This is a genomic window from Pseudomonas sp. 3A(2025) (assembly GCF_054589175.1).
The window spans coordinates 8863-30718 of sequence record NZ_BAAILM010000039.1; the positions used below are offsets into that span (position 1 = coordinate 8863).

The following is a 21856-nucleotide window of genomic DNA, read 5'->3' on the forward strand; positions in this document are numbered from 1 at the left end:
TAGTGAGTCATCAACTCCTCCGGCGACAAGTGCACATAGCGCAGCATGTCTTCGATGGTGTCGTGGGTCTCGATACCGGCGTGGTACACACTGCCGTCCTGGTTCTGGTAAATGTTCACCGAGTCGGTGTCGCCGAACAGGTTGTGCATGTCGCCAAGAATTTCCTGGTAGGCACCGACCAGGAAGATCCCCAGCAAGTAGTCCTCACCTTCTTCGATGGCGTGCACTGGCATGCTGGTCTCGATGCTCTGCTCGTCGACGTACTGGTTGATCTTGCCGTCGGAGTCGCAGGTCAGGTCTTGCAGCACGGCACGGCGCACCGGCTCTTCGTCCAGGCGATGCAACGGGATGATCGGCAGTACCTGGCCGATGGCCCAGGTGTCGGGCAGGCTCTGGAACACCGAGAAGTTGCAGATGTACTTGTCGGCCAGCTTGTCGTTGAGTTCGTCGAGCACCTGGCGGTGCGAACGCTGACGCGCCTTGAGCGAGTTATGCAGACGGCGGCACACCGCGAAATAGCACTGCTCGCCCAGCGCCTTTTGCGCCAGGGTGATCTTGCCATCGGCGTACTGGGCAGCGATGTCGCTCATGTAGTGCGTGGCGCGCCAGTAGGTTTCGGTGACCATTTCAAGATCGGTCGGGCCGAGCAGGTCGACCAGCCACTGCACGGTTTCCGGCAGGTTTTCCTTGTCGTCGACCTGCGGCACCTGATCGTTGTGGCGCTCGACATCGGTGACCTGCACCACCAGCACGGCGTGGTGGGCGGTCAGCGAGCGGCCGCTCTCGGAGAAGATGTGCGGGTGCGGCAAACCTTGCGCGTCGCAGAACTCCTTGAGCATGCCGACCACGACACCGGCGTAATCGTCGATGTCGTAGTTGATCGAGCTGGCATTGCGCGAATGGGTGCCATCGTAGTCGACGCCCAAACCGCCACCGACGTCGATGTGGTCCACCGGCAGGCCGAGGCTGCGCAGTTCGCCGTAATAACGAATCGCTTCCTTGAAGCCGTGCTGGTAGTCGGCCAGGTTGGCGATCTGCGAACCCATATGAAAGTGCAGCAGGCGAATGCCCTGGTCCAGGCCAGCCTGGCGGAAGCGCTCGACCACCGACAGCAGTTGCGCCGCCGACAAACCGAACTTGGACTTCTCGCCACCGGTGTCGGCCCATTTACTCGACGCCAGCGACGACAGGCGCACCCGCAGGCCGATCTGTGGCGCGACCTTGAGCTCGGCAGCCTCCTCGATCACCAGCGCGACTTCGGATTCTTTCTCGATAACGATAAATACGTTATGGCCAATCTTCTGACCCATCAGCGCCAGACGAATGAATTCGCGGTCCTTGTAACCGTTGCAGACAATGGTGCCGCCCTTGGGCGCCAGCGCCAGCACGGCCATCAGCTCGGGCTTGGAGCCGGCTTCAAGACCGATCGAAACGTCCTGAGTGGCAATGATGTTTTCCACCACCGCTTCTTGCTGGTTGACCTTGATCGGGTACAACGCGGTGTAGCGGCTCTGGTATTCCAGGCGCGCAATGTTGGCGTCGAACGCACCGGTCAGCTGGCGCACCCGGTCTTGCAGAATATCGGGGAAGCGCACCAGCAAGGGCAGGCTCAGGCCGCTCTTGCGCAGGTTATCGACCTGTTCATACAGATCGATCGGGGTGCTGCCTGCACCGTTGGGACGGACTTCAACGCGACCGGCTTCGTTGATGGCGAAATAACCGGCGCCCCAATGGCGAATGCCGTAAACACTGCGGCTGTCTGCCACGGTCCATTGGCTGCCATCGTCTTTGCGTGTGCGTCGTACGGACATCGAAGTCCCCTATAGATAAGTCGGTAACGTCGGACAAGTCCGACCGGGCGCAGTGTAGGGTGCGCAAATGACAGTTTAGCCGCCGGATTTTCTGGCCTTGAAGCCTTTCTTGACCAGCTCGGCCAGCAGCAGTTCGACATGATCGCCCTGAATCTCGATCACACCGTCCTTTAAAGACCCGCCGGTGCCGCAGCGCTGCTTGAGCGCCTTGGCCAGTTCCTTGAGGGCTTCTTCAGCCAGCGGCACGCCAGTAATGGTGGTGACGGTCTTGCCGCCACGACCTTTACTCTCGCGGCGCACGCGGGCAATACCGTCACCCTCGGGAATCGCCGATTGCTTGCAGATACAGGCGTCGACAGGCTTGCTGCAGTCGGGGCAATGGCGCCCGGCGTCAGTGGAATACACCAGCCCACCGAGGGCGGCGAAGGAAGCGGCTTTCTTGGCCACGGGAAATCCTCTCGTTGAGGACCGAACGATGGGTCAGACTCGGTACAGAGCCGACCGCGAAGCCCCACTCTGGCAGGGGCAGCGCTTTCAGGCAGCCTGTGCTGCCCGAAGGGCGCGAAGTGTAACGGCAAAATACCGGATTGCTAAGGGCAGGAATGCGCCAATTTACTGAGGTTTTGCGACCTGTTGCAGATAGCGCTCCAGCGCAACCAGCGAGTCGGGGCAGCAAGGCTTTTCACGGCTCAGCCGTACCGCCTCTTCGATAGGCAGAAAAGTGGCTTCAAGCACCTCTTCAGGTTGCAGCGTGAGCGGCGCATCCGAAATGGCACTGAACACCGCGCACCACAGCCGGTTACCGCGCTCGTCGAACAAGAACCGGCCATGCGCCTGCAACGGCACACCGCTGATGCCCAGCTCTTCTTCCAGCTCACGGGCGGCCGACTCGGCGTAGCTTTCATCGGGGCCGACCAGACCGCCGGCCGCCACATCCCAGTAACCGGGATAGACGGCCTTGCTCAAGGTGCGTCGATGCACGCACAACTCGCCACGTGAGTTGAACAACAGAATGAAGGTGCCGCGCCCGATCAGACTGCGCTCGCGCAACTCGATACGCGGCACGGCACCCAGCAATTGATCATTCTCGTCGACCCAGGCGACCTGTTCGGCATCCGAAGCCGCCCGGTGGGCGACCTCTTTTGCTGGCGTGCCTTCAGGCAAACTCACCGATCAACCCTGGTTCAGCAGTTGACGCAGGTCGATGACCGCTGCGTTGGCCCGCGAAATGTAGTTGGCCATGACCAGCGAGTGGTTGGCGAACACACCAAAACCGCTGCCGTTGAGGATCATCGGACTCCACAGCGGCTCTTGCGAAGCCTCCAGCTCACGGATGATCTGACGCACGCTGACCGTCGCGTTCTTCTTGGCCAGCACATCGGCAAAGTCGACCTCGATGGCGCGCAGCAGGTGCGAGAGCGCCCAGGCCTGACCGCGCGCTTCATAGAACACGTTGTCGATTTCCAGCCATGGGGTCTCGACGATTTCTTCATCGACCTGCGGCACTTCACCTGGCTTGACCTGCAAGGTTTCAGTCTTCAGCGTGGTGTTGAGCTTGACCCGCCCTACGCTGGCCGACAGGCGCTGCGACAGCGAGCCCAGACGGGTGCCGACATCGCCCAGCCAGTTATTGAGGTTGTCGGCACGGGCATAGAACAGCGCGTTACGCTGGTTAGGGTCCGACAGACGTGCCTGATAGCGGCTCAGGGCATTGATGCCTTCCTGATACTGCGATTCGCTGGAGGGCAGGACCCAACTGCGGTTGTTGAAGTTGAACAACGGCTCGGCACGGGCCAGATCGCCATCTTCAGCCGACTGCGACTGGGAACGGGCAAAATCCTTGCGCAGGGCGCGGCTCAGGTCGCGGACCTGCACCAGCACGCCGTATTCCCAGCTTGGAATGTTGTCGAGCCACAGGCCCGGCGGCATGCGGTCGTTGGAAAGATAGCCACCACGCTTGTTGAGCAGCGTACTGGTCACCGACTTGAGGGTTTCGACGGTGGTGTAGCCGATCACCATCTGTTTGCCTTCACGCTCGGCAGCGGCCTGGGCATTCTGCTGCACCGGAAACAGCGCCGGCTCCTTGCTCCAGTACCAACCGACCACCAGGGCCACCAGCAGATAAATGACAATCAGCGCACCCAGGGCGCGACTGTAGAAAAGGCTGCCCAGGTAACCGCGTCTCTTGACCGTCGCCGTGTCGGCGCTGCGCTCACCCGCGCTGCCTGCGCGGTTTTTCCAATCCAGCATGGTGGGGGTCCTTTGGGTCTTGGGAAGAAACGGTGCTCAAAAGCTGTGACCGCAACCTTACCGCAAGGTGCGTTTGGCCGGTACGTGCGGTGTGTTTTTTATGCCTGCACCGTCGCCGTAAAGCGACTGGGCGTAGTATCGGGCAATTATGACGGGGAAGTGACTTACGGTAGACCCGCGCACAAACATAAGTGATAGCATTGAGACATCAGCTTTCTTCCTTACGTTTCGACAGTAGCCGAAAGTAGCCCCGACATGAGCGAAACAGCCGACCCCAGTCGCGAACGTTTGAAGCATCATTTCGCCCAACGGGTTATCCATCAGGCTCGCCAGATTCTGGAGAGCTGGCAGCGCCTGCACAAAGGCGAATGGGCCGAGGGCGATCTGGCCGAGCTTAAAGATGCGACGCTGCGCCTGCTGCGCTTTGCCGAGCGTTTCGAACAACCCGAGCACCGCCAGCTGGCGCAGGCGCTGAGCACCACCCTGTCCAGTATCGAGGCCAATCGTGGTCGACTGAACAGCGAGTTGATCACCGAACTCAACCGCCTGATGCAACGCCTGTCGCGTACCGGCCTGCGCCAGGGCGACGCGCTTGAACGCATCACGCTACCGCCGCTGCGCAAGCCGGTACATATTGCCCTGCAAAATCACGAACAGGCCGAACGCCTGGCCCGGCAGCTGGAATTCTTTGGCTGGCCTGCGCTGCCACTCGACAGCGTGGCTGCGGTGCAGGCCGCGTTGCTCGAACGCTTGCCCGCCGCCATCGTCATGGACATCGACTTTACCGGCACGGGCGCAGGCCTGCAGCTGGCCAGCGACATTCAGCAGGGGCTGGAACAGAAGCTGCCCTTGCTGTTTTTCAGCACCAGCGAAACCGACACCCCCACCCGCTTGCAGGCGGTACGCGCCGGCGGCGAAGAGTTTCTGACCGGCACCCTGGAAACCGCCAGCCTGCTGGAGAAACTCGAAACCTTGACCTTCTCGACCCAATACGAGCCCTTCCGGGTGCTGATCATCGACGATTCGCGTGCCCAGGCGATCTACACCGAACGGGTTCTGAACAACGCCGGCATCGTGACTCGCACGCTGCTCGAACCGATTCAGGCAATGGCCGAGTTGGCAAGCTTTCAGCCCGACCTGATCATCCTCGATATGTACATGCCGGGCTGCACGGGCATGGAACTGGCCAAGGTCATCCGCCATAACGACCGCTATGTCAGCGTGCCGATCATTTACCTGTCGGCCGAGGATGATCTGGACAAACAGCTCGACGCCATGAGCGAAGGCGGTGACGACTTTCTGACCAAACCCATCAAGCCGCGACACCTGGTGACCACGGTGCGCAACCGGGTAGCGCGTGCGCGCAACCTCAAGGCGCATATGGTCCGCGACAGCCTGACCGGCTTGTACAACCACACCCATATCCTGCAACTGCTTGACGACTGCAGCTTTCAGGCACGCCGCGAACATCAGTCGCTGTGCTTTGCCATGCTCGACATCGACCACTTCAAGAAGGTCAACGACAGTCACGGCCATCCCATGGGCGACCGGGTGATCCGCAGCCTGGCGCTGTTTCTCAAGCAACGCCTGCGCAAGACCGATTTCATTGGCCGTTACGGCGGCGAAGAATTCGCTATCGTCATGCCCGACACACAGATCCATAACGCCCACAAAGTGCTCGAAGAAATCCGCCAGCGCTTTTCGGAAATCCACTACCCGGCGCAACCGGTGGACCTGGTGTGTACGTTTAGCGCAGGGGTTGTGGCGCTAGGGCCGGACGACGACAGCCAGACCCTCGCCGCACAGGCCGACAAGGCGCTGTACCGGGCCAAGAAGGCGGGACGTAATCAGGTGCAATCGGCCGTGAATGCGGCGCCGTATCACGTGGCGATACCGGAGGTTTAGGAAAAAGCGCTGTACGACACAAAAAGACAACAGTTCACCCCCGCCTGACATCTGCCCCTCCAGCACAAAACGACACTCTTGGTTATCATGCGCCCTCTGCCGAGACCCGAGACTGCCATGCGCCGCTTGTTATGCCTGTTGTTATTGATCCTTGCCCTGCCCGTCACGGCCCAGGCTGCGGGGCTTCTGGACAATCGCCCGTCGGCAACGCTGGGCAGCTCTGCGCTGGATAACAGCAAGCAATTTCTACCTGTACGCCAGGCCTTTCAGTTGAGCCTGCTCGACAGCGGCCCACAATCGATCAAGCTGCGCCTGGTCGCCGCCGATGGCTACTACCTGTACCGCCATCGCTTCCAGTTCCGCACCGAACCCGCCGACATTGGCCTGGGCGAAGCACAGTTGCCGGCCGGCGAACAAAAGCACGACGAGTATTTTGGCGATGTGGAGGTGTACCACGGCATCGTCGACATCGAGTTGCCGCGCCCGGCCGGCGAGCAAAAGCCTTTTACCCTGGTGGTCGGCTATCAAGGCTGCGCCGATCACGGCCTGTGTTACCCACCGGAAACCGAGCGCCTGAGCATTGGCGATGTGACGGCCGCCAACGATGCGGCGGCTGTCGGTAGCGTTGCCGCATCAGGATGGACCTGGAAAGAACTGGCGCTGTTTCTGCTGGCCGGTATCGGCCTGACCTTCACCCCGTGCGTGTTGCCGATGCTGCCGATCCTGTCGGGCGTGGTGCTGCGCGGCCAGGTTGGCGGCCTGCGCGGTTTAAGCCTGTCGCTGGCCTATGTGCTGCCGATGGCAGTCTGCTTTGCGGTGCTGGGCGCACTGATGGGCCTGTTCGGCGCCGGCCTTAACTTGCAGGCACGCCTGCAATCGGCCTGGGTGCTGGTGCCCTTCGCGCTGTTCTTCGTGATCTTCGCCCTGGCCATGTTCGGCACGTTCGAACTGCGTTTGCCGCAGGCCTTGAGCGCACGCCTGGACCGTATCGCCGGCAAGGCCGAAGGCGGCTCGCTGTGGGGGGCGGCGGTGCTGGGCGTGCTGTCCAGCCTGCTGGTCTCACCATGTGTGTCGGCGCCGCTGGCCGGCGCACTGCTTTATATAAGTGCCAGCGGCGATGCCTTGGGCGGCGCACTGAAACTGTTTGCGCTGGGCCTGGGCATGGGCTTGCCGCTGGTGCTGGTCGCCACGGGCGGCGCGACCTGGCTGCCGAAAAGCGGGCCCTGGCTGGTCACGGTCAAGAACGCCATTGGTGTGCTGCTGCTGGGACTGGCCATCGGGCTGCTCAGCCGGGTGTTGCCGGGCCAGTACACGCTGTTATTGATTGGTCTGCTGGCCGCCGGGGTGGCGCTGTTTCTCGGCACATTGCAGTTCACGGAAAAAAATACCCGACAAACCCTCGCACAACTGCTCGGCCTGTTTCTGTTGGTCTACGCTCTGGCATGCTGGTTCGGCGCATTCAGGGGCGAAACCGATCCGCTACGCCCCCTGGGCCGCCCGGCAGCGATGATTGCTGCCGGCACCGGCGTACAAACCGATAATCAATGGCAGACCATCCGCACAGCGGCCGAACTGGACAAGGCCCTGAGCGACGCCCGCAATGCCGGTCAGGCACTGGTGCTGGACTGGTACGCCGACTGGTGCATCAGTTGCAAGGTCATCGAGCACGAAGTCCTTCCCGACCCACAGGTGGTTGCCCGACTGGCCGGCCTCAGTCGGGTACGTTTCGACATGACCGAGAGCAACGCCGAACAACGTGCACTGCTTGATCGCTACAAACTGTTTGGCCCTCCTGCGCTGCTATTTTTCGGAAAAAGCGGCGAAGAGATGGCAAATGTCCGGGTTGTCGGTGAAATCGACGCCAAGGGCCTGATCGCGCGACTTAAGGGGGCAAATGACTCGTTTTGAGATGCGGGTCATAAATTTTGCGTGATAATCGCTCATCGTGTTGACTACTGTTGTTAACTGGACAGTTCATGAGGCTTGCGGCATAGTCGCGGCACAAAAACGCTCGTGAATAAAAAAGGAACCGACAATGGCGACTCTGCTGGTCCTGCATGGCCCAAACCTGAACCTGCTTGGCACCCGTGAACCCGGTGTGTACGGCACGACCACCCTGGCTCAGATCAACCAGGACCTCGAACAGCGCGCCCGCGATGCCGGCCATCACCTGATGTACCTGCAAAGCAACGCCGAGTATGAATTGATCGACCGTATCCACGCGGCCCGCGACGAAGGCGTTGATTTCATCGTCATCAATCCGGCGGCTTTTACCCACACCAGTGTGGCGATACGTGACGCGATCATGGGAGTGAGCATCCCATTCATCGAAGTGCATTTGTCGAACGTGCATAAACGCGAACCTTTCCGTCATCACTCCTACTTTTCCGATGTCGCGGTAGGAGTGATCTGCGGCCTGGGCGCCAGCGGATACCGCATGGCCCTGGAAGCTGCCCTGGAACATTTGGCGAAAAACGCCAAGCCTTGAAAACGGCACGGCCAGATATCAGAGCCGCACAAGCCGTAAACGGCTGCCGAATAGCCCCTTACAGACCCTTTGGGAGTTGATGATTAATGGATATCCGTAAAGTCAAGAAACTGATCGAACTGCTGGAAGAGTCCGGTATCGACGAACTGGAGATCCGTGAAGGTGAAGAGTCCGTACGGATCAGCCGTCACAGCAAGACCCCGGCCCAACCGTACTACGCACCGGCCCCTGTTGCCGCACCGGTCGCCGCCCCTGTAGCCGCAGCGCCTGTCGCGGCTGCCGAAGCACCTGCCGCACCGAAACTGAACGGTTTTGTCGTGGCATCGCCAATGGTCGGTACGTTCTACCGCACCCCGGCACCGACTTCGCCTGCATTCGTCGAGATCGGCCAGACCGTCAAGAAAGGCGACACCCTGTGCATCGTCGAAGCAATGAAAATGATGAACCACATCCAGGCCGAAGCCAGTGGCGTCATCGAATCCATCCTGGTGGAAAACGGTCAGCCGGTTGAATTTGACCAGCCTCTGTTCACCATCGTTTGAACCAGGGAGACGCTGCGATGCTGGAAAAAGTCCTGATCGCCAACCGCGGTGAAATCGCCTTGCGCATCTTGCGTGCCTGCAAGGAATTGGGCATCAAGACCGTCGCTGTGCACTCCACGGCTGACCGCGAGCTGATGCACCTGGGCCTGGCGGACGAAACTGTCTGCATCGGTCCACCGCTGGCCAACAAGTCGTACCTGAACATCCCGGCGATCATCTCGGCAGCCGAACTGACCGGCGCTACGGCGATCCACCCGGGCTATGGCTTCCTGGCTGAAAACGCCGACTTCGCCGAACAGGTCGAAAAATCCGGGTTTGCCTTCATCGGCCCCAAAGCCGACACCATTCGCCTGATGGGCGACAAGGTTTCGGCCAAGGACGCCATGAAGCTGGCCGGCGTACCGACCGTTCCAGGTTCCGACGGCCCGCTGCCGGAAGACGAAGAAACCGCCCTGCGCATTGGCCGTGAAGTCGGCTACCCGGTGATCATCAAGGCCGCCGGTGGCGGTGGTGGTCGCGGCATGCGCGTGGTGCACAAGGAAGAAGACCTGATCGAAGCCGCTGCCCAGACCCGCGCCGAAGCGGCTGCCTGGTTCAGCAACCCGATGGTCTACCTGGAAAAGTACCTGACCAACCCACGTCACGTGGAAGTCCAGGTCATTTCCGACGGCCAGGGCCAGGCCATCCACCTGGGCGACCGTGACTGCTCGTTGCAGCGTCGCCACCAGAAAGTTCTGGAAGAAGCACCGGCACCGTTCATCGACGAAGCCGCGCGCAAGGCTGTCTTCGAGAGCTGCGTGAAAGCATGCATCGACATCGGTTACCGTGGCGCGGGTACGTTCGAGTTCCTGTACGAGAACGGCCGCTTCTACTTCATCGAGATGAACACTCGTGTCCAGGTAGAGCACCCGGTTTCGGAAATGGTCACCGGTATCGACATCGTCAAGGAGATGCTCAGCATCGCCGCCGGCAACAAGCTGTCGTTCACCCAGGACGACGTGGTCATTCATGGCCACTCGCTGGAATGCCGGATCAACGCCGAAGACCCGAAAACCTTTATCCCGAGCCCTGGTCTGGTCAAGCATTTCCATGCCCCGGGCGGCAACGGCGTGCGGGTCGACTCGCACCTGTACAGCGGTTACAAGGTTCCGTCCAACTACGATTCCCTGATCGGCAAGCTGATCACCTGGGGCGCGACCCGCGATGAGGCCATGGCCCGCATGCGCAACGCCCTGGACGAAATCGTGGTAGATGGCATCAAGACCAACATCCCGCTGCACCGCGACCTGACCCGTGATGAAGGCTTCTGCAAAGGCGGCGTCAACATCCACTACCTGGAACACAAGCTGGCCGGCGAAAAGTGATTTTCGTGCACCGCTGACGCTCCAGACCACAAGCCCCGCCCATGCGGGGCTTGTGTTTTATGGGCTGCATTCACCATTCATTCTGCGTCACGAGCATTTGCGGCAAAGCTGAAGTAAACTTCGCGGCTTTCGTGCCATTTTCATATTTCCTGACTTTTTCATCTTTCATAGGAACCCGCCATGCCCTGGCTGCAAATTCGTCTCGCCATCAGCCCGGAACAAGCCGAAACCTACGAAGACGCCCTGCTTGAAGTCGGCGCCGTGTCGGTGACCTTCATGGACGCCGAAGACCAGCCGATCTTCGAGCCCGAACTCAACACCACGCCGCTGTGGACCCACACCCACCTGCTGGCGCTGTTTGAAGCCGATACCGACGCCGATCTGGCACTGGCGCACTTGCGCCTGCTGACCAACGCCGAGCTGCCCGAACACAGTGCCGAGGTCATCGAAGACCAGGACTGGGAACGCAGCTGGATGGCTGATTTTCAGCCGATGCGCTTCGGCCAGCGGCTGTGGATCGTGCCAAGCTGGCATGCCGCGCCAGAACCGGACGCTGTAAACCTGCTGCTCGATCCGGGCCTGGCCTTCGGCACCGGTACCCACCCGACCACCGCGCTGTGCCTGGAATGGCTCGACGGCCAGGAGCTCAAGGGCTGCAATGTGCTGGATTTCGGCTGTGGCTCGGGGATTCTGGCCATCGCCGCCCTGCTGCTGGGCGCCGAACTGGCCGTGGGCACCGACATCGACGTGCAGGCGCTGGAAGCGTCACGCGATAATGCCGGACGCAACGGCCTGGCTGCCGAACGCTTCCCGCTGTACCTGCCCGAAGACCTGCCTGCCGAACAGGCCGATGTGCTGGTGGCCAACATTCTTGCCGGCCCGCTGGTGGCGCTGGCACCGCAACTGACCAGCCTGGTCAAGGCTGGGGGTCGCCTGGCGTTGTCGGGCATTCTGGCCGAACAAGGTGAAGAGGTTGCCGCCGCCTATGCTGAAGCCTTCGAGCTGGACCCGATCGCCAACCGTGATGGCTGGGTACGCATCACCGGCCGTCGTCGCTGATCGCGGCCTGAACCGGAGCGCCGCATGACCGACAGTTTCGTCACCCAGTGTCCGCACTGCCAGACCAGCTTCAAAGTCGGCACCGCTCAATTGAGCGTTGCCCGCGGCGTTGTCCGTTGCGGGGCTTGCCTGGAAGTGTTCAACGCCGCAAGGCAACTGCTGGAACAACGCCAGCGCGAACGCCTGGCCGAAGAGCCTGAAGCATCGGACCCGCTGACTCCACTGCCGCTGCCGGGCCAGTTTCAACTGCCCACACCGCTGGATCAAGCGGCACCCGCCGCCGTACTGGCCAAGACAGCACCGATTCTCAAGCCCCAGTCACCGACGGAAAAAACCACGTCGCAGGACGAAAATCCGTGGCTGGTCAGCGAACTGGACCTGGACAATCTTGACCTGGACGAAGAGCTGGCACGCCTTGAGCAGCGTGACCACCGACCTTCCCGTGCCTTCAACCGGCCACCTGCCCGCACCAGCGATGCCAGCCTGAGTGCGCGGCGCGATACCGCGCACAGTGAGCAAGGCGACTGGGTCGGCAGCTTGCGCAACGACGATGTCGCGCATTTGCCCGAAGTGCAGGCCGAGGTCATCAGCAGCACCGGCCCGGCCCTGCACCCCGACGAAGATGAGCCTGAACGGCAACCGGAGCCAGAGCCTGCGCCACCCGCCGAGACCCGCACCGAGCCTTCAGTGTCGCACAGCCCCGTTGTGGTCGATGATGACGACGAACCCGACGCGCCGGCACTCGGCGTACTCAAGCCTCCACCCGAGCGTCAGGAGCGCCTGTCGGCACTGGATGACAGCGACGAGCATGACGAGCCTGTCGATGAACCGCCGTACAACCCGCGCGCGCGCAATGAACCGGCGATCCGTGAAAAAGCCCTTCTGGACCTGACCGACGACCCGCTGCAACTGGACTGGAAAAAACCCAAATCGCGCCGTGGCGGTCGCCTGCTGTGGATCATCCTGATCTTGCTGGCACTGGCCGGTCTGGCCGGCCAGTACATCAACTATCACTTCGACCACCTGGCCCGTCAGGACCAGTATCGCCCGCTGTTTCAGCAGTTTTGCCCGCAACTGGGTTGCAAGGTGCCGTCGAAGGTCGACATCAACCAGCTCAAGAGCAGCAATCTGGTGGTGCGCAGCCACCCGGACTTCCAGGGTGCGCTGGTGGTCGATGCGATCATTTATAACCGCGCCTCGTTTTCCCAGCCCTTTCCATTACTGGAACTGCGTTTTGCCGATACCAGCGGTCAACTGATTGCCAGTCGTCGCTTCAAACCCAGTGAATACCTCAGCGGCGAGATGGCCGGCAAAGAAGAAATGCCACCCCAGACACCGATCCATATTGCACTGGATATCCTTGATCCAGGCGCCAAGGCCGTGAACTACAGCCTTAATTTTCGCTCCCCCGAATAGCCCCTGCGCCCCCACTCCGGGGCGCCGAAAAAGCCATGAAACCCTGCACATGACGGCATGATCGACGTCATTTACCCGCCATACCAAGCAAAAAGCCGCCTATTGGTGCCACACCGACAACTGTTCAGATTTTATCCAATTCAGCCTTTATCCAGTCATCCAGAGCGGGTATCATGCCAACCCTTTTTCAAACTCCAGGTTCGGTCTGGCCATTGCGCAAGCAGCTGGACGAACGAACCGTTGCACACCGCATGCAGCGGTTTTTCATGCGGCCTTTGGATGATTCGGCCCCTTTATAGGTAAAGCTATGGCGGCGGTACGTATCGGCCCTTACACATTGCAGAACGGCTTGATTCTCGCCCCGATGGCGGGCGTCACCGACCAGCCTTTCCGCCAGTTATGCCGACGCCTCGGGGCGGGGCTGGTGGTATCGGAGATGGTCACCAGTGACATGAGCCTGTGGAACAGCCGCAAATCGCGTCTGCGCATGATCCATGAAGGCGATCCCGAGCCACGCTCGGTACAGATCGCCGGTGGCGACCCGCAGATGCTGGCCGATGCCGCACGGGCCAATGTCGAGTTCGGTGCACAAATCATCGACATCAACATGGGCTGCCCGGCCAAGAAGGTGTGCAACAAGGCAGCGGGCTCTGCGCTGTTGAAAGACGAGCAACTGGTGACCGAGATCCTGCAGGCCGTTGTCGGCGCAGTCGATGTGCCGGTCACCCTGAAGATCCGTACCGGTTGGGACCGTGACAACAAGAACGGCCTGACCGTGGCAAAGATCGCCGAACAGGCCGGTATTCAGGCGCTGGCCGTTCACGGGCGTACCCGGGCCGACCTGTACACCGGTGAAGCGGAGTACGACACCATCGCTGCGATCAAGCAGGCGGTGTCGATTCCGGTGTTTGCCAACGGCGACATTACCTCGCCCGAGAAGGCCCGGCATGTGCTGCAGGCCACCGGCGCCGATGGTTTGCTGATTGGCAGGGCCGCCCAGGGGCGGCCATGGATTTTTCGCGAGATAGAGCACTACCTGCGCACCGGCGAGAAGCTGCCGGCGGTGGGTCTGGATGAAGTGGAAGGCATCCTGATGGAGCACCTGAACGCGCTCCACGCCTTTTACGGCGATGTGATGGGCGTGCGTATCGCACGCAAGCATGTCGGCTGGTATCTCGCAACCTTGCCGGGCGCCAGGGAGTTTCGCGCCCACTTCAATCGTTTGGACGATACGCAAGAACAGTGCGCCAACATCCGGGAATTCCTGCGCCAGAGCGGCCAGGGACCGGATGACGAGAATGAAGAAGAGGTGGCCGCATGACGATGATGACCGAGACTTTAGTGAGTGGAACGACACCCGTGAGCGACAATGTCAATTTGAAACAGCACCTCAACACGCCGAGCGAAGAGGGCCAGACCCTGCGCGGCAGTGTCGAGAAGGCGCTGCACAATTATTTCGCCCACCTCGAAGGCGCCAATGTCACGGACGTGTACAACCTGGTGCTGTCCGAAGTCGAAGCACCACTGCTCGAAAGCGTCATGAACTACGTCAAGGGCAACCAGACCAAAGCGTCCGAGGTGCTGGGCCTGAATCGCGGTACGCTGCGCAAGAAACTCAAACAGTACGACCTGCTTTAAGCATCCCTAAACAGTTAAAGCTCAAGGCGGCCAGCCAGCATCAGGGTCGCCTTTTTTGCTGATTCCTTTTGCTTTGATGGAAATCGAGATGACCGACCAGACCACCCGCCTGCCGATCCGCCGCGCTTTGATCAGCGTTTCCGACAAGACCGGAATCCTTGAGTTTGCCCGCGAACTTGAAGCCCTGGGCGTGGAAATCCTGTCCACTGGCGGCACCTTCAAACTGCTGCGCGACAATAACGTTGCCGCCGTTGAAGTGGCCGACTACACCGGTTTCCCGGAAATGATGGACGGCCGGGTCAAGACCCTGCACCCGAAAATCCACGGTGGCATTCTCGGCCGTCGCGGCACTGACGACGGCGTGATGGGCGAGCACGGCATCAAGCCGATCGACCTGGTCGCGGTCAACCTGTACCCGTTCGAAGCCACTGTTGCCAAGCCAGGCTGCGACCTGCCGACGGCCATCGAGAACATCGACATCGGCGGCCCGACCATGGTCCGCTCGGCGGCCAAGAACCACAAAGACGTGGCCATCGTGGTCAACGCCAGCGACTACGCCAGTGTTGTGCAAGGCCTCAAGGCCGGCGGCCTGACCTACGCGCAGCGCTTTGACCTGATGCTCAAGGCTTTCGAGCACACCGCAGCCTACGACGGCATGATCGCCAACTACCTGGGCGGCATCGACCAGAAAGCCCAGACCCTGAGCACCGAAGGCCGTAGCCAGTTCCCGCGTACCTTCAACACCCAGTTCGTCAAGGCCCAGGAAATGCGCTACGGCGAGAACCCGCACCAGAGCGCGGCGTTCTACGTTGAGGCCAAGCCTGCCGAAGTCGGCATTGCCACCGCGACCCAGTTGCAAGGCAAAGAACTGTCGTTCAACAACGTGGCCGACACCGACGCTGCACTTGAATGCGTCAAGAGCTTCGTCAAGCCAGCCTGCGTGATCGTCAAGCACGCCAACCCGTGCGGCGTCTCGGTTTGCCTTGACGACGAAGGCGGCATCCGCAAGGCCTACGACCTGGCCTACGCCACCGACACCGAATCGGCGTTTGGCGGCATCATTGCCTTCAACCGTGAACTGGATGCCGAGACCGCCAAGGCGATCGTCGAGCGTCAGTTCGTCGAAGTCATCATTGCCCCAAGCGTCAGCGCCGAAGCCCAGGCTATCGTCGCCAGCAAAGCCAACGTGCGTCTTCTGGTCAGCGGCCAGTGGGGCGAGCGTCAAGCGGGTTGGGACTACAAACGCGTCAACGGCGGCCTGCTGGTACAAAGCCGCGATATCGGCATGATCGGCGCCGACGATCTGAAAGTGGTGACTCAGCGCGCACCGAGCGAGCAAGAAGTCCATGATCTGATCTTCGCCTGGAAAGTGGCCAAGTTCGTCAAGTCCAACGCCATCGTCTACGCCAAGAACCGCCAGACCGTCGGCATCGGCGCCGGCCAGATGAGCCGCGTCAACTCCGCCCGTATCGCCGCCATCAAGGCCGAACACGCAGGCTTGCAGGTACAGGGTGCCGTCATGGCCTCCGACGCCTTCTTCCCGTTCCGCGACGGCATCGACAATGCGGCCAAGAACGGCATCACCGCCGTGATCCAGCCAGGCGGCTCGATGCGCGATGCTGAAGTCATTGCAGCGGCCGATGAGGCCGGTATTGCCATGGTCTTCACCGGCATGCGCCACTTTAGGCACTAAAATCGGCCGCACTGTCGCAGGCGTCTGCTGCGTTGGATGTGGCTGTCCCGATGCTCATTGCCATTAGGCAACTCCGCTCGTGCCAGCCCCATCCGCCTTGCATGCACCTACGCCATTGCGACCTCGTAATGCATGACCGCGCTACCCTCCAGAATTTGCGTCATCGAGGTTTTTGAAATGAATGTATTGATCATTGGCAGCGGTGGCCGTGAACACGCCCTGGCCTGGAAAGTCGCTCAGGACCCGCGTGTCGAGAAAGTCTTCGTTGCACCGGGCAACGCCGGTACCGCGACCGAAGCCAAGTGCGAAAACGTCGCCATCCCTGTGCTGGCCCTTGAGCAACTGGCTGACTTTGCCGAGAAGAATGTCTCGCTGACCATCGTCGGCCCTGAAGTGCCGCTGGTCGCAGGCGTTGTCGACCTGTTCCGCAGCCGTGGCCTGGACTGCTTCGGTCCGACCGCAGGTGCGGCGCAACTCGAAGGCTCCAAGGCGTTCACCAAGGATTTTCTGGCTCGCCACAAGATCCCGACCGCCGACTACCAGAACTTCACCGAGGTCGAGCCTGCCCTGGCTTACCTGCGTGAAAAAGGCGCGCCGATCGTCATCAAGGCCGACGGCCTGGCTGCCGGCAAGGGCGTGATCGTTGCCCTGACCCTGCAGGAAGCCGAAGACGCCGTACGCGACATGCTGGCCGGCAATGCCTTTGGCGACGCAGGTTCGCGCGTGGTCATCGAAGAGTTTCTGGACGGCGAAGAAGCCAGCTTCATCGTCATGGTCGACGGCAAGAACGTGCTGCCGATGGCCACCAGCCAGGACCACAAACGCGTCGGCGACGGCGACAGCGGCCCGAATACCGGCGGCATGGGCGCCTACTCGCCGGCGCCGGTGGTCACCAGTGAAGTGCACCAGCGGGTCATGGACCTGGTGATCTGGCCAACCGTCCGTGGCATGGCCGAGGAAGGCAACGTCTACACCGGTTTCCTCTATGCTGGTCTGATGATCGACACCGCCGGCAACCCGAAGGTCATCGAGTTCAACTGCCGCTTTGGCGACCCCGAGACCCAGCCTGTGATGTTGCGCCTGCAATCGAGCCTGGTGTTGCTGGTCGAGGCCGCTCTGGCGCAAGCTCTGGACAAGGTCGAAGCGCAGTGGGACCCGCGCCCGAGCCTGGGCATCGTCCTGGCCGCCGGTGGTTACCCTGGCGATTACGCCAACGGCGACGCCATCAATGGCCTGGAAGTGGCCGCGCAACTGCCGGGTAAAGTGTTCCATGCCGGTACTGCGCTCAAGGATGGCAACATCGTGACCAGCGGTGGTCGTGTGCTGTGTGCCACAGCGTTGGGCAACACAGTTGGCGAGGCCCAGCAAAACGCCTACGCTCTGGCCTCGAAGATCGAATGGCAAGGCAGTTTCTACCGCAAGGACATTGGCTATCGTGCCATTGCCCGTGAGCGTGGTGAAGGCCCGAAATAAGGCCGCCAGGCCAGCCCCCGCAGGGGCTGGCCTGCTTTATCCGCACCGCGCATGTTTTCAGGCATTTATTCACGAAGGGATTTCGCCGTGCGCTGGCTCAGGATCGCCATAACTTCAACTGCTGGCCTGTTGTCCTTGTTCTTGTTGTTGTCGGTTCAGGCGGCAGGAACAGGCTGGTCTTCCTTGCTCGACGAGCAGGGCAGCATGAACATCGGCGAAATTCGCGCCGCCCAGCAACAAAACCAGTTCAGTCCGCGAGAGCCTGACAGCATCAGCGCTGCCGGTCGCAACGGCGCCCTGTGGCTGCACTACCGGCTGCCGCCAGGCAACCATGAACAACTGCTGCGCATTTTCGCTCCTGACCTTGCCAGCGCCGACCTGTACCTGTTCAAGGGTGATCGCCAGGTCGACCACCAGCGCACCGGCAATACGGTGCCCAAAGAAAGCCAGCGCCTGCCTTCCAACGACTTCCTGTTACCGGTGCCACAAAGCGATGTGACCCAGGACCTGTACCTGCGCCTGGCATCGACCCAGAAGATGCGCCCCGACATCAGCCTGCAACCGGCCATCGACAGCGCCGCCGACGAGCACGAGCCGTTTCTGGCCGGGCTGATGTTCGGTCTGCTGGGCATGCTGATCCTGCAAAATATCGCCCGCTACAGCCACAGCCGCTCCCGGACCAATCTGTGGCTGGCAGCCTGCGAGGCGATGCTGGCCATCAGCGCGCTGTTATTGCTCAATATCCTCAACCTGTTCAATGGCTGGCATGTGCCGCAAACTCCAGGCGCGCACCTGGCACTACTGCTCGCGGCCATTACCGGCCTGATGTACACCTACTGTTTTTTTGCCCACCGCCAGGGACCCGCGCTGAATCGCCTGCTACTGATCAATGGCGTATTGATGGGCGCCGGCGCGCTGCTGGTAATACTGGTCGAGCAACTGCCGATCAACCTGATCACGTTCCTGCTCGCTTCCCTGAGCATTCTGAGCATTCTGGGGGTGTCGGTCTGGCACTGGGTCACCGGTTATCGCTCTGCCCGGCTGTTCGTCCTGTCAATGGTCATCTTCACATTAGGCTTCATGGTGTTGATGCCGGGCATGCTGTGGCTGAGCCTGATCCCGCCGCAATGGCTGATCCTGATCCTGCTCGGGGTGTTCTGCGCCAGCGGCCTGTTGATGAACACCGCCCTCAGCGAGCGTCAGCGCAGCATTGCCGAAGACAAGTTCAGCATCAGCCGCGACGAGGCAGCCAGCACCGCCGAAATCAACGCCAAGGCCGAGTTTCTGGCCAAGATCAGTCACGAGATCCGCACGCCCATGAACGGCGTGCTGGGCATGACCGAACTGCTGCTGGGCACGCCGCTGTCGGTCAAGCAGCGTGACTATGTGCAGACCATACATACCGCCGGCAACGAACTGCTGAGCCTGATCAACGAAATTCTCGACATCACCAAGCTGGAGTCCGGGCAGATCGAGCTGGACGATGTGCAGTTCGATATCGGCGCACTGATCGACGACTGCCTGAATATCTTCCGGGCCAAGGCCGAACAACAGAACGTCGAGCTGATCAGCCTGGTGCAGTCGCAAGTACCACGAGTCATCAGTGGCGACCCGACCCGACTGCGCCAGACCCTGTTGAGCCTGCTGGAAAACGCCCTGAAAAAAACCGAGGGCGGTGAAATCCTGCTGGTCGCCGCTCTCGACAGCCGCGCCGGCAAACAGCGTCTGCGCATCGCCGTGCAAGACACCGGCGAACCCCTGTCCAGCGAAGAGCGCGACGCGCTGCTGCACACCGAATTGCACAGCAAGAACTTCCTGGCCTCCAGCAAGCTGGGTGGCCACCTGGGGCTGGTGATTGCGCGGCAGCTGATCATGCTAATGGACGGTGACTTCGGTATCCAGAACAGCGCAGGCCTGGGCAATACCCTGTGGCTGAGCCTGCCGCTGCCGGCGCACCTGCTCGAACAGCCGACCGTGGACCTGGACAGCCCGCTCAAGGACGCCCGCCTGCTGGTGGTCGACGATAACGACACGTGCCGCAAGGTACTGGTGCAACAGTGTTCGTCATGGGGCTTGAACGTCAGTGCGGTAGCCTCCGGCAAAGAAGCCCTGGCCCTGCTGCGCACCAAGGCACACCTGCGCGATTACTTCGATGTGGTGCTGCTCGACCAGAACATGCCCGGCATGACCGGCATGCAACTGGCGGCCAAGATCAAGGAAGACCCGAGCCTGAATCACGACATCCTGTTGATCATGCTCACCGGCATCAGCAACGCGCCGAGCAAGATCATCGCGCGCAACGCAGGGATCAAACGCATCCTCGCCAAGCCTGTGGCCGGCTACACACTCAAGACCACCCTGGCCGACGAGCTGACCCAGTTGAACAAGGGAGGCGTGCATGCCTCGCCCGACCCGTCGCCGGTCATTGTCAGCCCGATCGAATTGCCCAGCGACTTCCGCATCCTGGTGGCCGAAGACAACAATATTTCGACCAAGGTGATTCGCGGCATGCTCGGCAAGCTCAACCTCAAGCCCGATACGGCCAGCAATGGCGAAGAAGCGCTGCGGGCCATGAAAGCCCAGCGCTACGACCTGGTGTTGATGGACTGCGAAATGCCGGTGCTCGACGGTTTCTCGGCCACCGAACAACTGCGAGCCTGGGAAGTGGGCAATCAGCGGGTGCGCACACCGATCGTGGCCCTGACCGCGCACATTCTCACCGAACACAAGGACCGTGCCCGTCAGGCCGGCATGGACGGCCACATGGCCAAGCCTGTGGAGTTGTCGCAACTGCGCGAGCAGATCGAATACTGGCTGGTACAGCGTGATCAACTGCGCGCCTTGACCTCGGACGAGCAGCTCTACCAGCAGAACTGATGCGCCGCAGGTAGACTGGGCGCACCCTTCCCTGTCGCGAGCGCGAACCATGCTCCATGTGCTGTCCAGCGTGTACCTGAAGATGCTGGTGCTCTATAGCCCGTTCTTCGTTTTGTCCTGCTTTATCAGCCTGACCCGTGGTCATTCGCGCAAGGAGCAGAAACGCCTGGCCTGGAAAGTCGCCTTCGCGACTCTGGTCTCCAGTGTGCTGCTGTACCTGTTCGGGCGGGTCATTTTCGACCTGTTCGGCATCACCGTCGATGCCTTCCGCATCGGTGCCGGCACCGTGCTGTTCATCTCGGCGCTGGGCATGGCGCAAGGCAAATCGGCAGTACAGACCGACAACATCCAGCAGGATGTGAGCATCGTGCCGCTGACCATTCCGATCACCGTCGGCCCAGGGACCATCGGTGCACTACTGGTCATGGGCGTCAGCCAGCCGCATTGGGACGACAAGATCACGGCCCTTTTGAGTATTGCGTTGGCGAGCATGACAGTGGGTGTGGTGCTGTTCATGGCCAACCGGATCGAACGCCTGCTGGGCGATCAGGGCTTGCAGATTGTCAGCCGCCTGATGGGGTTGTTTGTCTGCGCGCTGGCGGCGCAGATTATCTTTACCGGGATTCGCGGGTATCTGGTGGTTTCCTGAACCTGAAATAAAGGCCTCAGGCAGCCTGCTCGACCGCGAGCAACGGACACACCAGACTCTGGCGGCGGTCGCGCAGGGTCATGGCGAATGCCATACGCAGCGGTCCATAAAGCTCTTCGGACAATTGCAGCCGATGAACGCTCAGGGCGATATCGCCCTTGACTGCCCGACTGTTCCACGGCCCGAACAGTGTTCTGGCGTCTAGAGGACCGTCATGCTCGAAGTGAATCTGTAACAGGGTCAGGCTGCAATCTTCGGCGACCAGTCCCAGTTGCAGGCTCATGGTCGTCGCCCCCCGGCTGAGAACCTGATCGGCCAGCAGCGTAAAACCGGCCTGCTCCACCGGGCAACGGCTCAATGCCGCCCTGCAACTGTCGAGCAACGTCGGGTCGACAAACGACGGGCACAGCGTCCAGACCCAATCCCAGAAGGTGGCGGCCTGAATGCAGGGCACCGTCTGCTCGAAACTTTCACTGTCCTGCAATATCCAGCCAAATCGCCGGGCGGCTGTCAGCCAGGTCTGCTTCCATCGCGAGTAATCGGTAAAGCGTGAGTATTGGTTCGACGCCGCCAGCTGTGTGTATAGCGTGGAATCGAGAATATCCCGGCAGCTTGGCAAGCCCTGAAAGAACATCAGGCATCCGGCATTGACGATCACTTCATTCGGTTGCGCATTCATGATTCACCTACT

The 21856-nt window shown here is 61.0% G+C and carries 18 protein-coding genes; 13 read left to right on the plus strand and 5 right to left on the minus strand.

The window, feature by feature from the left end:
- From speA to ACYP2A_RS15705, 4 genes are all read right to left on the minus strand, one after another.
- The coding region (gene speA / locus ACYP2A_RS15690; RefSeq protein ID WP_459746351.1) for an arginine decarboxylase at nucleotides 1-1811 on the minus strand (1811 nt) is incomplete at its 3' end.
- Between the two features lie 75 nt (nucleotides 1812-1886).
- The gene (locus ACYP2A_RS15695) at nucleotides 1887-2258 is read right to left on the minus strand and encodes a translation initiation factor Sui1 (protein ID WP_459746353.1); all 372 of its coding nucleotides are present in this window, start codon (nucleotides 2256-2258) and stop codon (nucleotides 1887-1889) included.
- 165 nt (nucleotides 2259-2423) lie between these two features.
- On the minus strand, nucleotides 2424-2975 hold the full coding sequence (locus tag ACYP2A_RS15700; protein ID WP_459746919.1) for an NUDIX hydrolase: 552 nt from the start codon (nucleotides 2973-2975) through the stop codon (nucleotides 2424-2426).
- A gap of 9 nt (nucleotides 2976-2984) precedes the next feature.
- Entirely contained in the window at nucleotides 2985-4061 is a 1077-nt protein-coding gene (locus ACYP2A_RS15705) for a DUF2333 family protein (RefSeq protein WP_459746355.1), read from the minus strand.
- Nucleotides 4062-4316: 255 nt separating this feature from the next.
- On the opposite strand from ACYP2A_RS15705, the gene ACYP2A_RS15710 reads away from it, so the two are divergent.
- The 13 genes from ACYP2A_RS15710 (at nucleotide 4317) to ACYP2A_RS15770 (ending at nucleotide 21165) form a co-directional block, all read left to right on the plus strand.
- Nucleotides 4317-5966: a diguanylate cyclase gene (locus tag ACYP2A_RS15710; protein WP_459746357.1), complete on the plus strand. Its 1650-nt coding sequence runs from the start codon at nucleotides 4317-4319 to the stop codon at nucleotides 5964-5966.
- A gap of 117 nt (nucleotides 5967-6083) precedes the next feature.
- Entirely contained in the window at nucleotides 6084-7874 is a 1791-nt protein-coding gene (locus tag ACYP2A_RS15715; RefSeq protein WP_459746359.1) for a protein-disulfide reductase DsbD, read from the plus strand.
- A gap of 127 nt (nucleotides 7875-8001) precedes the next feature.
- On the plus strand, nucleotides 8002-8454 hold the full coding sequence (gene aroQ, locus ACYP2A_RS15720; RefSeq protein WP_045486985.1) for a type II 3-dehydroquinate dehydratase: 453 nt from the start codon (nucleotides 8002-8004) through the stop codon (nucleotides 8452-8454).
- 86 nt (nucleotides 8455-8540) lie between these two features.
- Nucleotides 8541-8996 (plus strand): acetyl-CoA carboxylase biotin carboxyl carrier protein, encoded by a 456-nt coding sequence (accB, locus tag ACYP2A_RS15725; protein WP_459746361.1) that lies wholly within the window; start codon nucleotides 8541-8543, stop codon nucleotides 8994-8996.
- 17 nt (nucleotides 8997-9013) lie between these two features.
- The gene (accC, locus tag ACYP2A_RS15730) at nucleotides 9014-10360 is read left to right on the plus strand and encodes an acetyl-CoA carboxylase biotin carboxylase subunit (protein WP_459746362.1); all 1347 of its coding nucleotides are present in this window, start codon (nucleotides 9014-9016) and stop codon (nucleotides 10358-10360) included.
- A 180-nt stretch (nucleotides 10361-10540) separates the two neighbouring features.
- On the plus strand, nucleotides 10541-11419 hold the full coding sequence (gene prmA, locus ACYP2A_RS15735) for a 50S ribosomal protein L11 methyltransferase (protein ID WP_459746363.1): 879 nt from the start codon (nucleotides 10541-10543) through the stop codon (nucleotides 11417-11419).
- A 24-nt stretch (nucleotides 11420-11443) separates the two neighbouring features.
- On the plus strand, nucleotides 11444-12835 hold the full coding sequence (locus ACYP2A_RS15740; RefSeq protein WP_459746365.1) for a DUF3426 domain-containing protein: 1392 nt from the start codon (nucleotides 11444-11446) through the stop codon (nucleotides 12833-12835).
- A 307-nt stretch (nucleotides 12836-13142) separates the two neighbouring features.
- Entirely contained in the window at nucleotides 13143-14156 is a 1014-nt protein-coding gene (dusB, locus tag ACYP2A_RS15745) for a tRNA dihydrouridine synthase DusB (protein WP_459746366.1), read from the plus strand.
- The gene (fis, locus tag ACYP2A_RS15750) at nucleotides 14153-14473 is read left to right on the plus strand and encodes a DNA-binding transcriptional regulator Fis (protein ID WP_045486967.1); all 321 of its coding nucleotides are present in this window, start codon (nucleotides 14153-14155) and stop codon (nucleotides 14471-14473) included. Before dusB ends, fis begins: the two co-directional genes overlap by 4 nt.
- Nucleotides 14474-14561: 88 nt before the next feature.
- A complete protein-coding gene (gene purH / locus ACYP2A_RS15755; protein WP_459746367.1) occupies nucleotides 14562-16166 on the plus strand; it encodes a bifunctional phosphoribosylaminoimidazolecarboxamide formyltransferase/IMP cyclohydrolase in 1605 nt (534 codons plus the stop codon).
- Nucleotides 16167-16343: 177 nt separating this feature from the next.
- Nucleotides 16344-17639, plus strand: coding sequence for a phosphoribosylamine--glycine ligase (gene purD / locus ACYP2A_RS15760; protein WP_459746368.1), 1296 nt, complete (start codon nucleotides 16344-16346; stop codon nucleotides 17637-17639).
- An 87-nt stretch (nucleotides 17640-17726) separates the two neighbouring features.
- Nucleotides 17727-20516 (plus strand): response regulator, encoded by a 2790-nt coding sequence (locus tag ACYP2A_RS15765; protein ID WP_459746370.1) that lies wholly within the window; start codon nucleotides 17727-17729, stop codon nucleotides 20514-20516.
- Nucleotides 20517-20565: 49 nt separating this feature from the next.
- Entirely contained in the window at nucleotides 20566-21165 is a 600-nt protein-coding gene (locus ACYP2A_RS15770; protein ID WP_459746371.1) for a MarC family protein, read from the plus strand.
- Between the two features lie 16 nt (nucleotides 21166-21181).
- Here ACYP2A_RS15770 and ACYP2A_RS15775 read toward each other — a convergent pair whose 3' ends face one another.
- Nucleotides 21182-21844, minus strand: a complete 663-nt coding sequence (locus ACYP2A_RS15775; protein WP_459746372.1) for a hypothetical protein — start codon at nucleotides 21842-21844, stop codon at nucleotides 21182-21184.
- Nucleotides 21845-21856 lie beyond the last annotated feature (12 nt).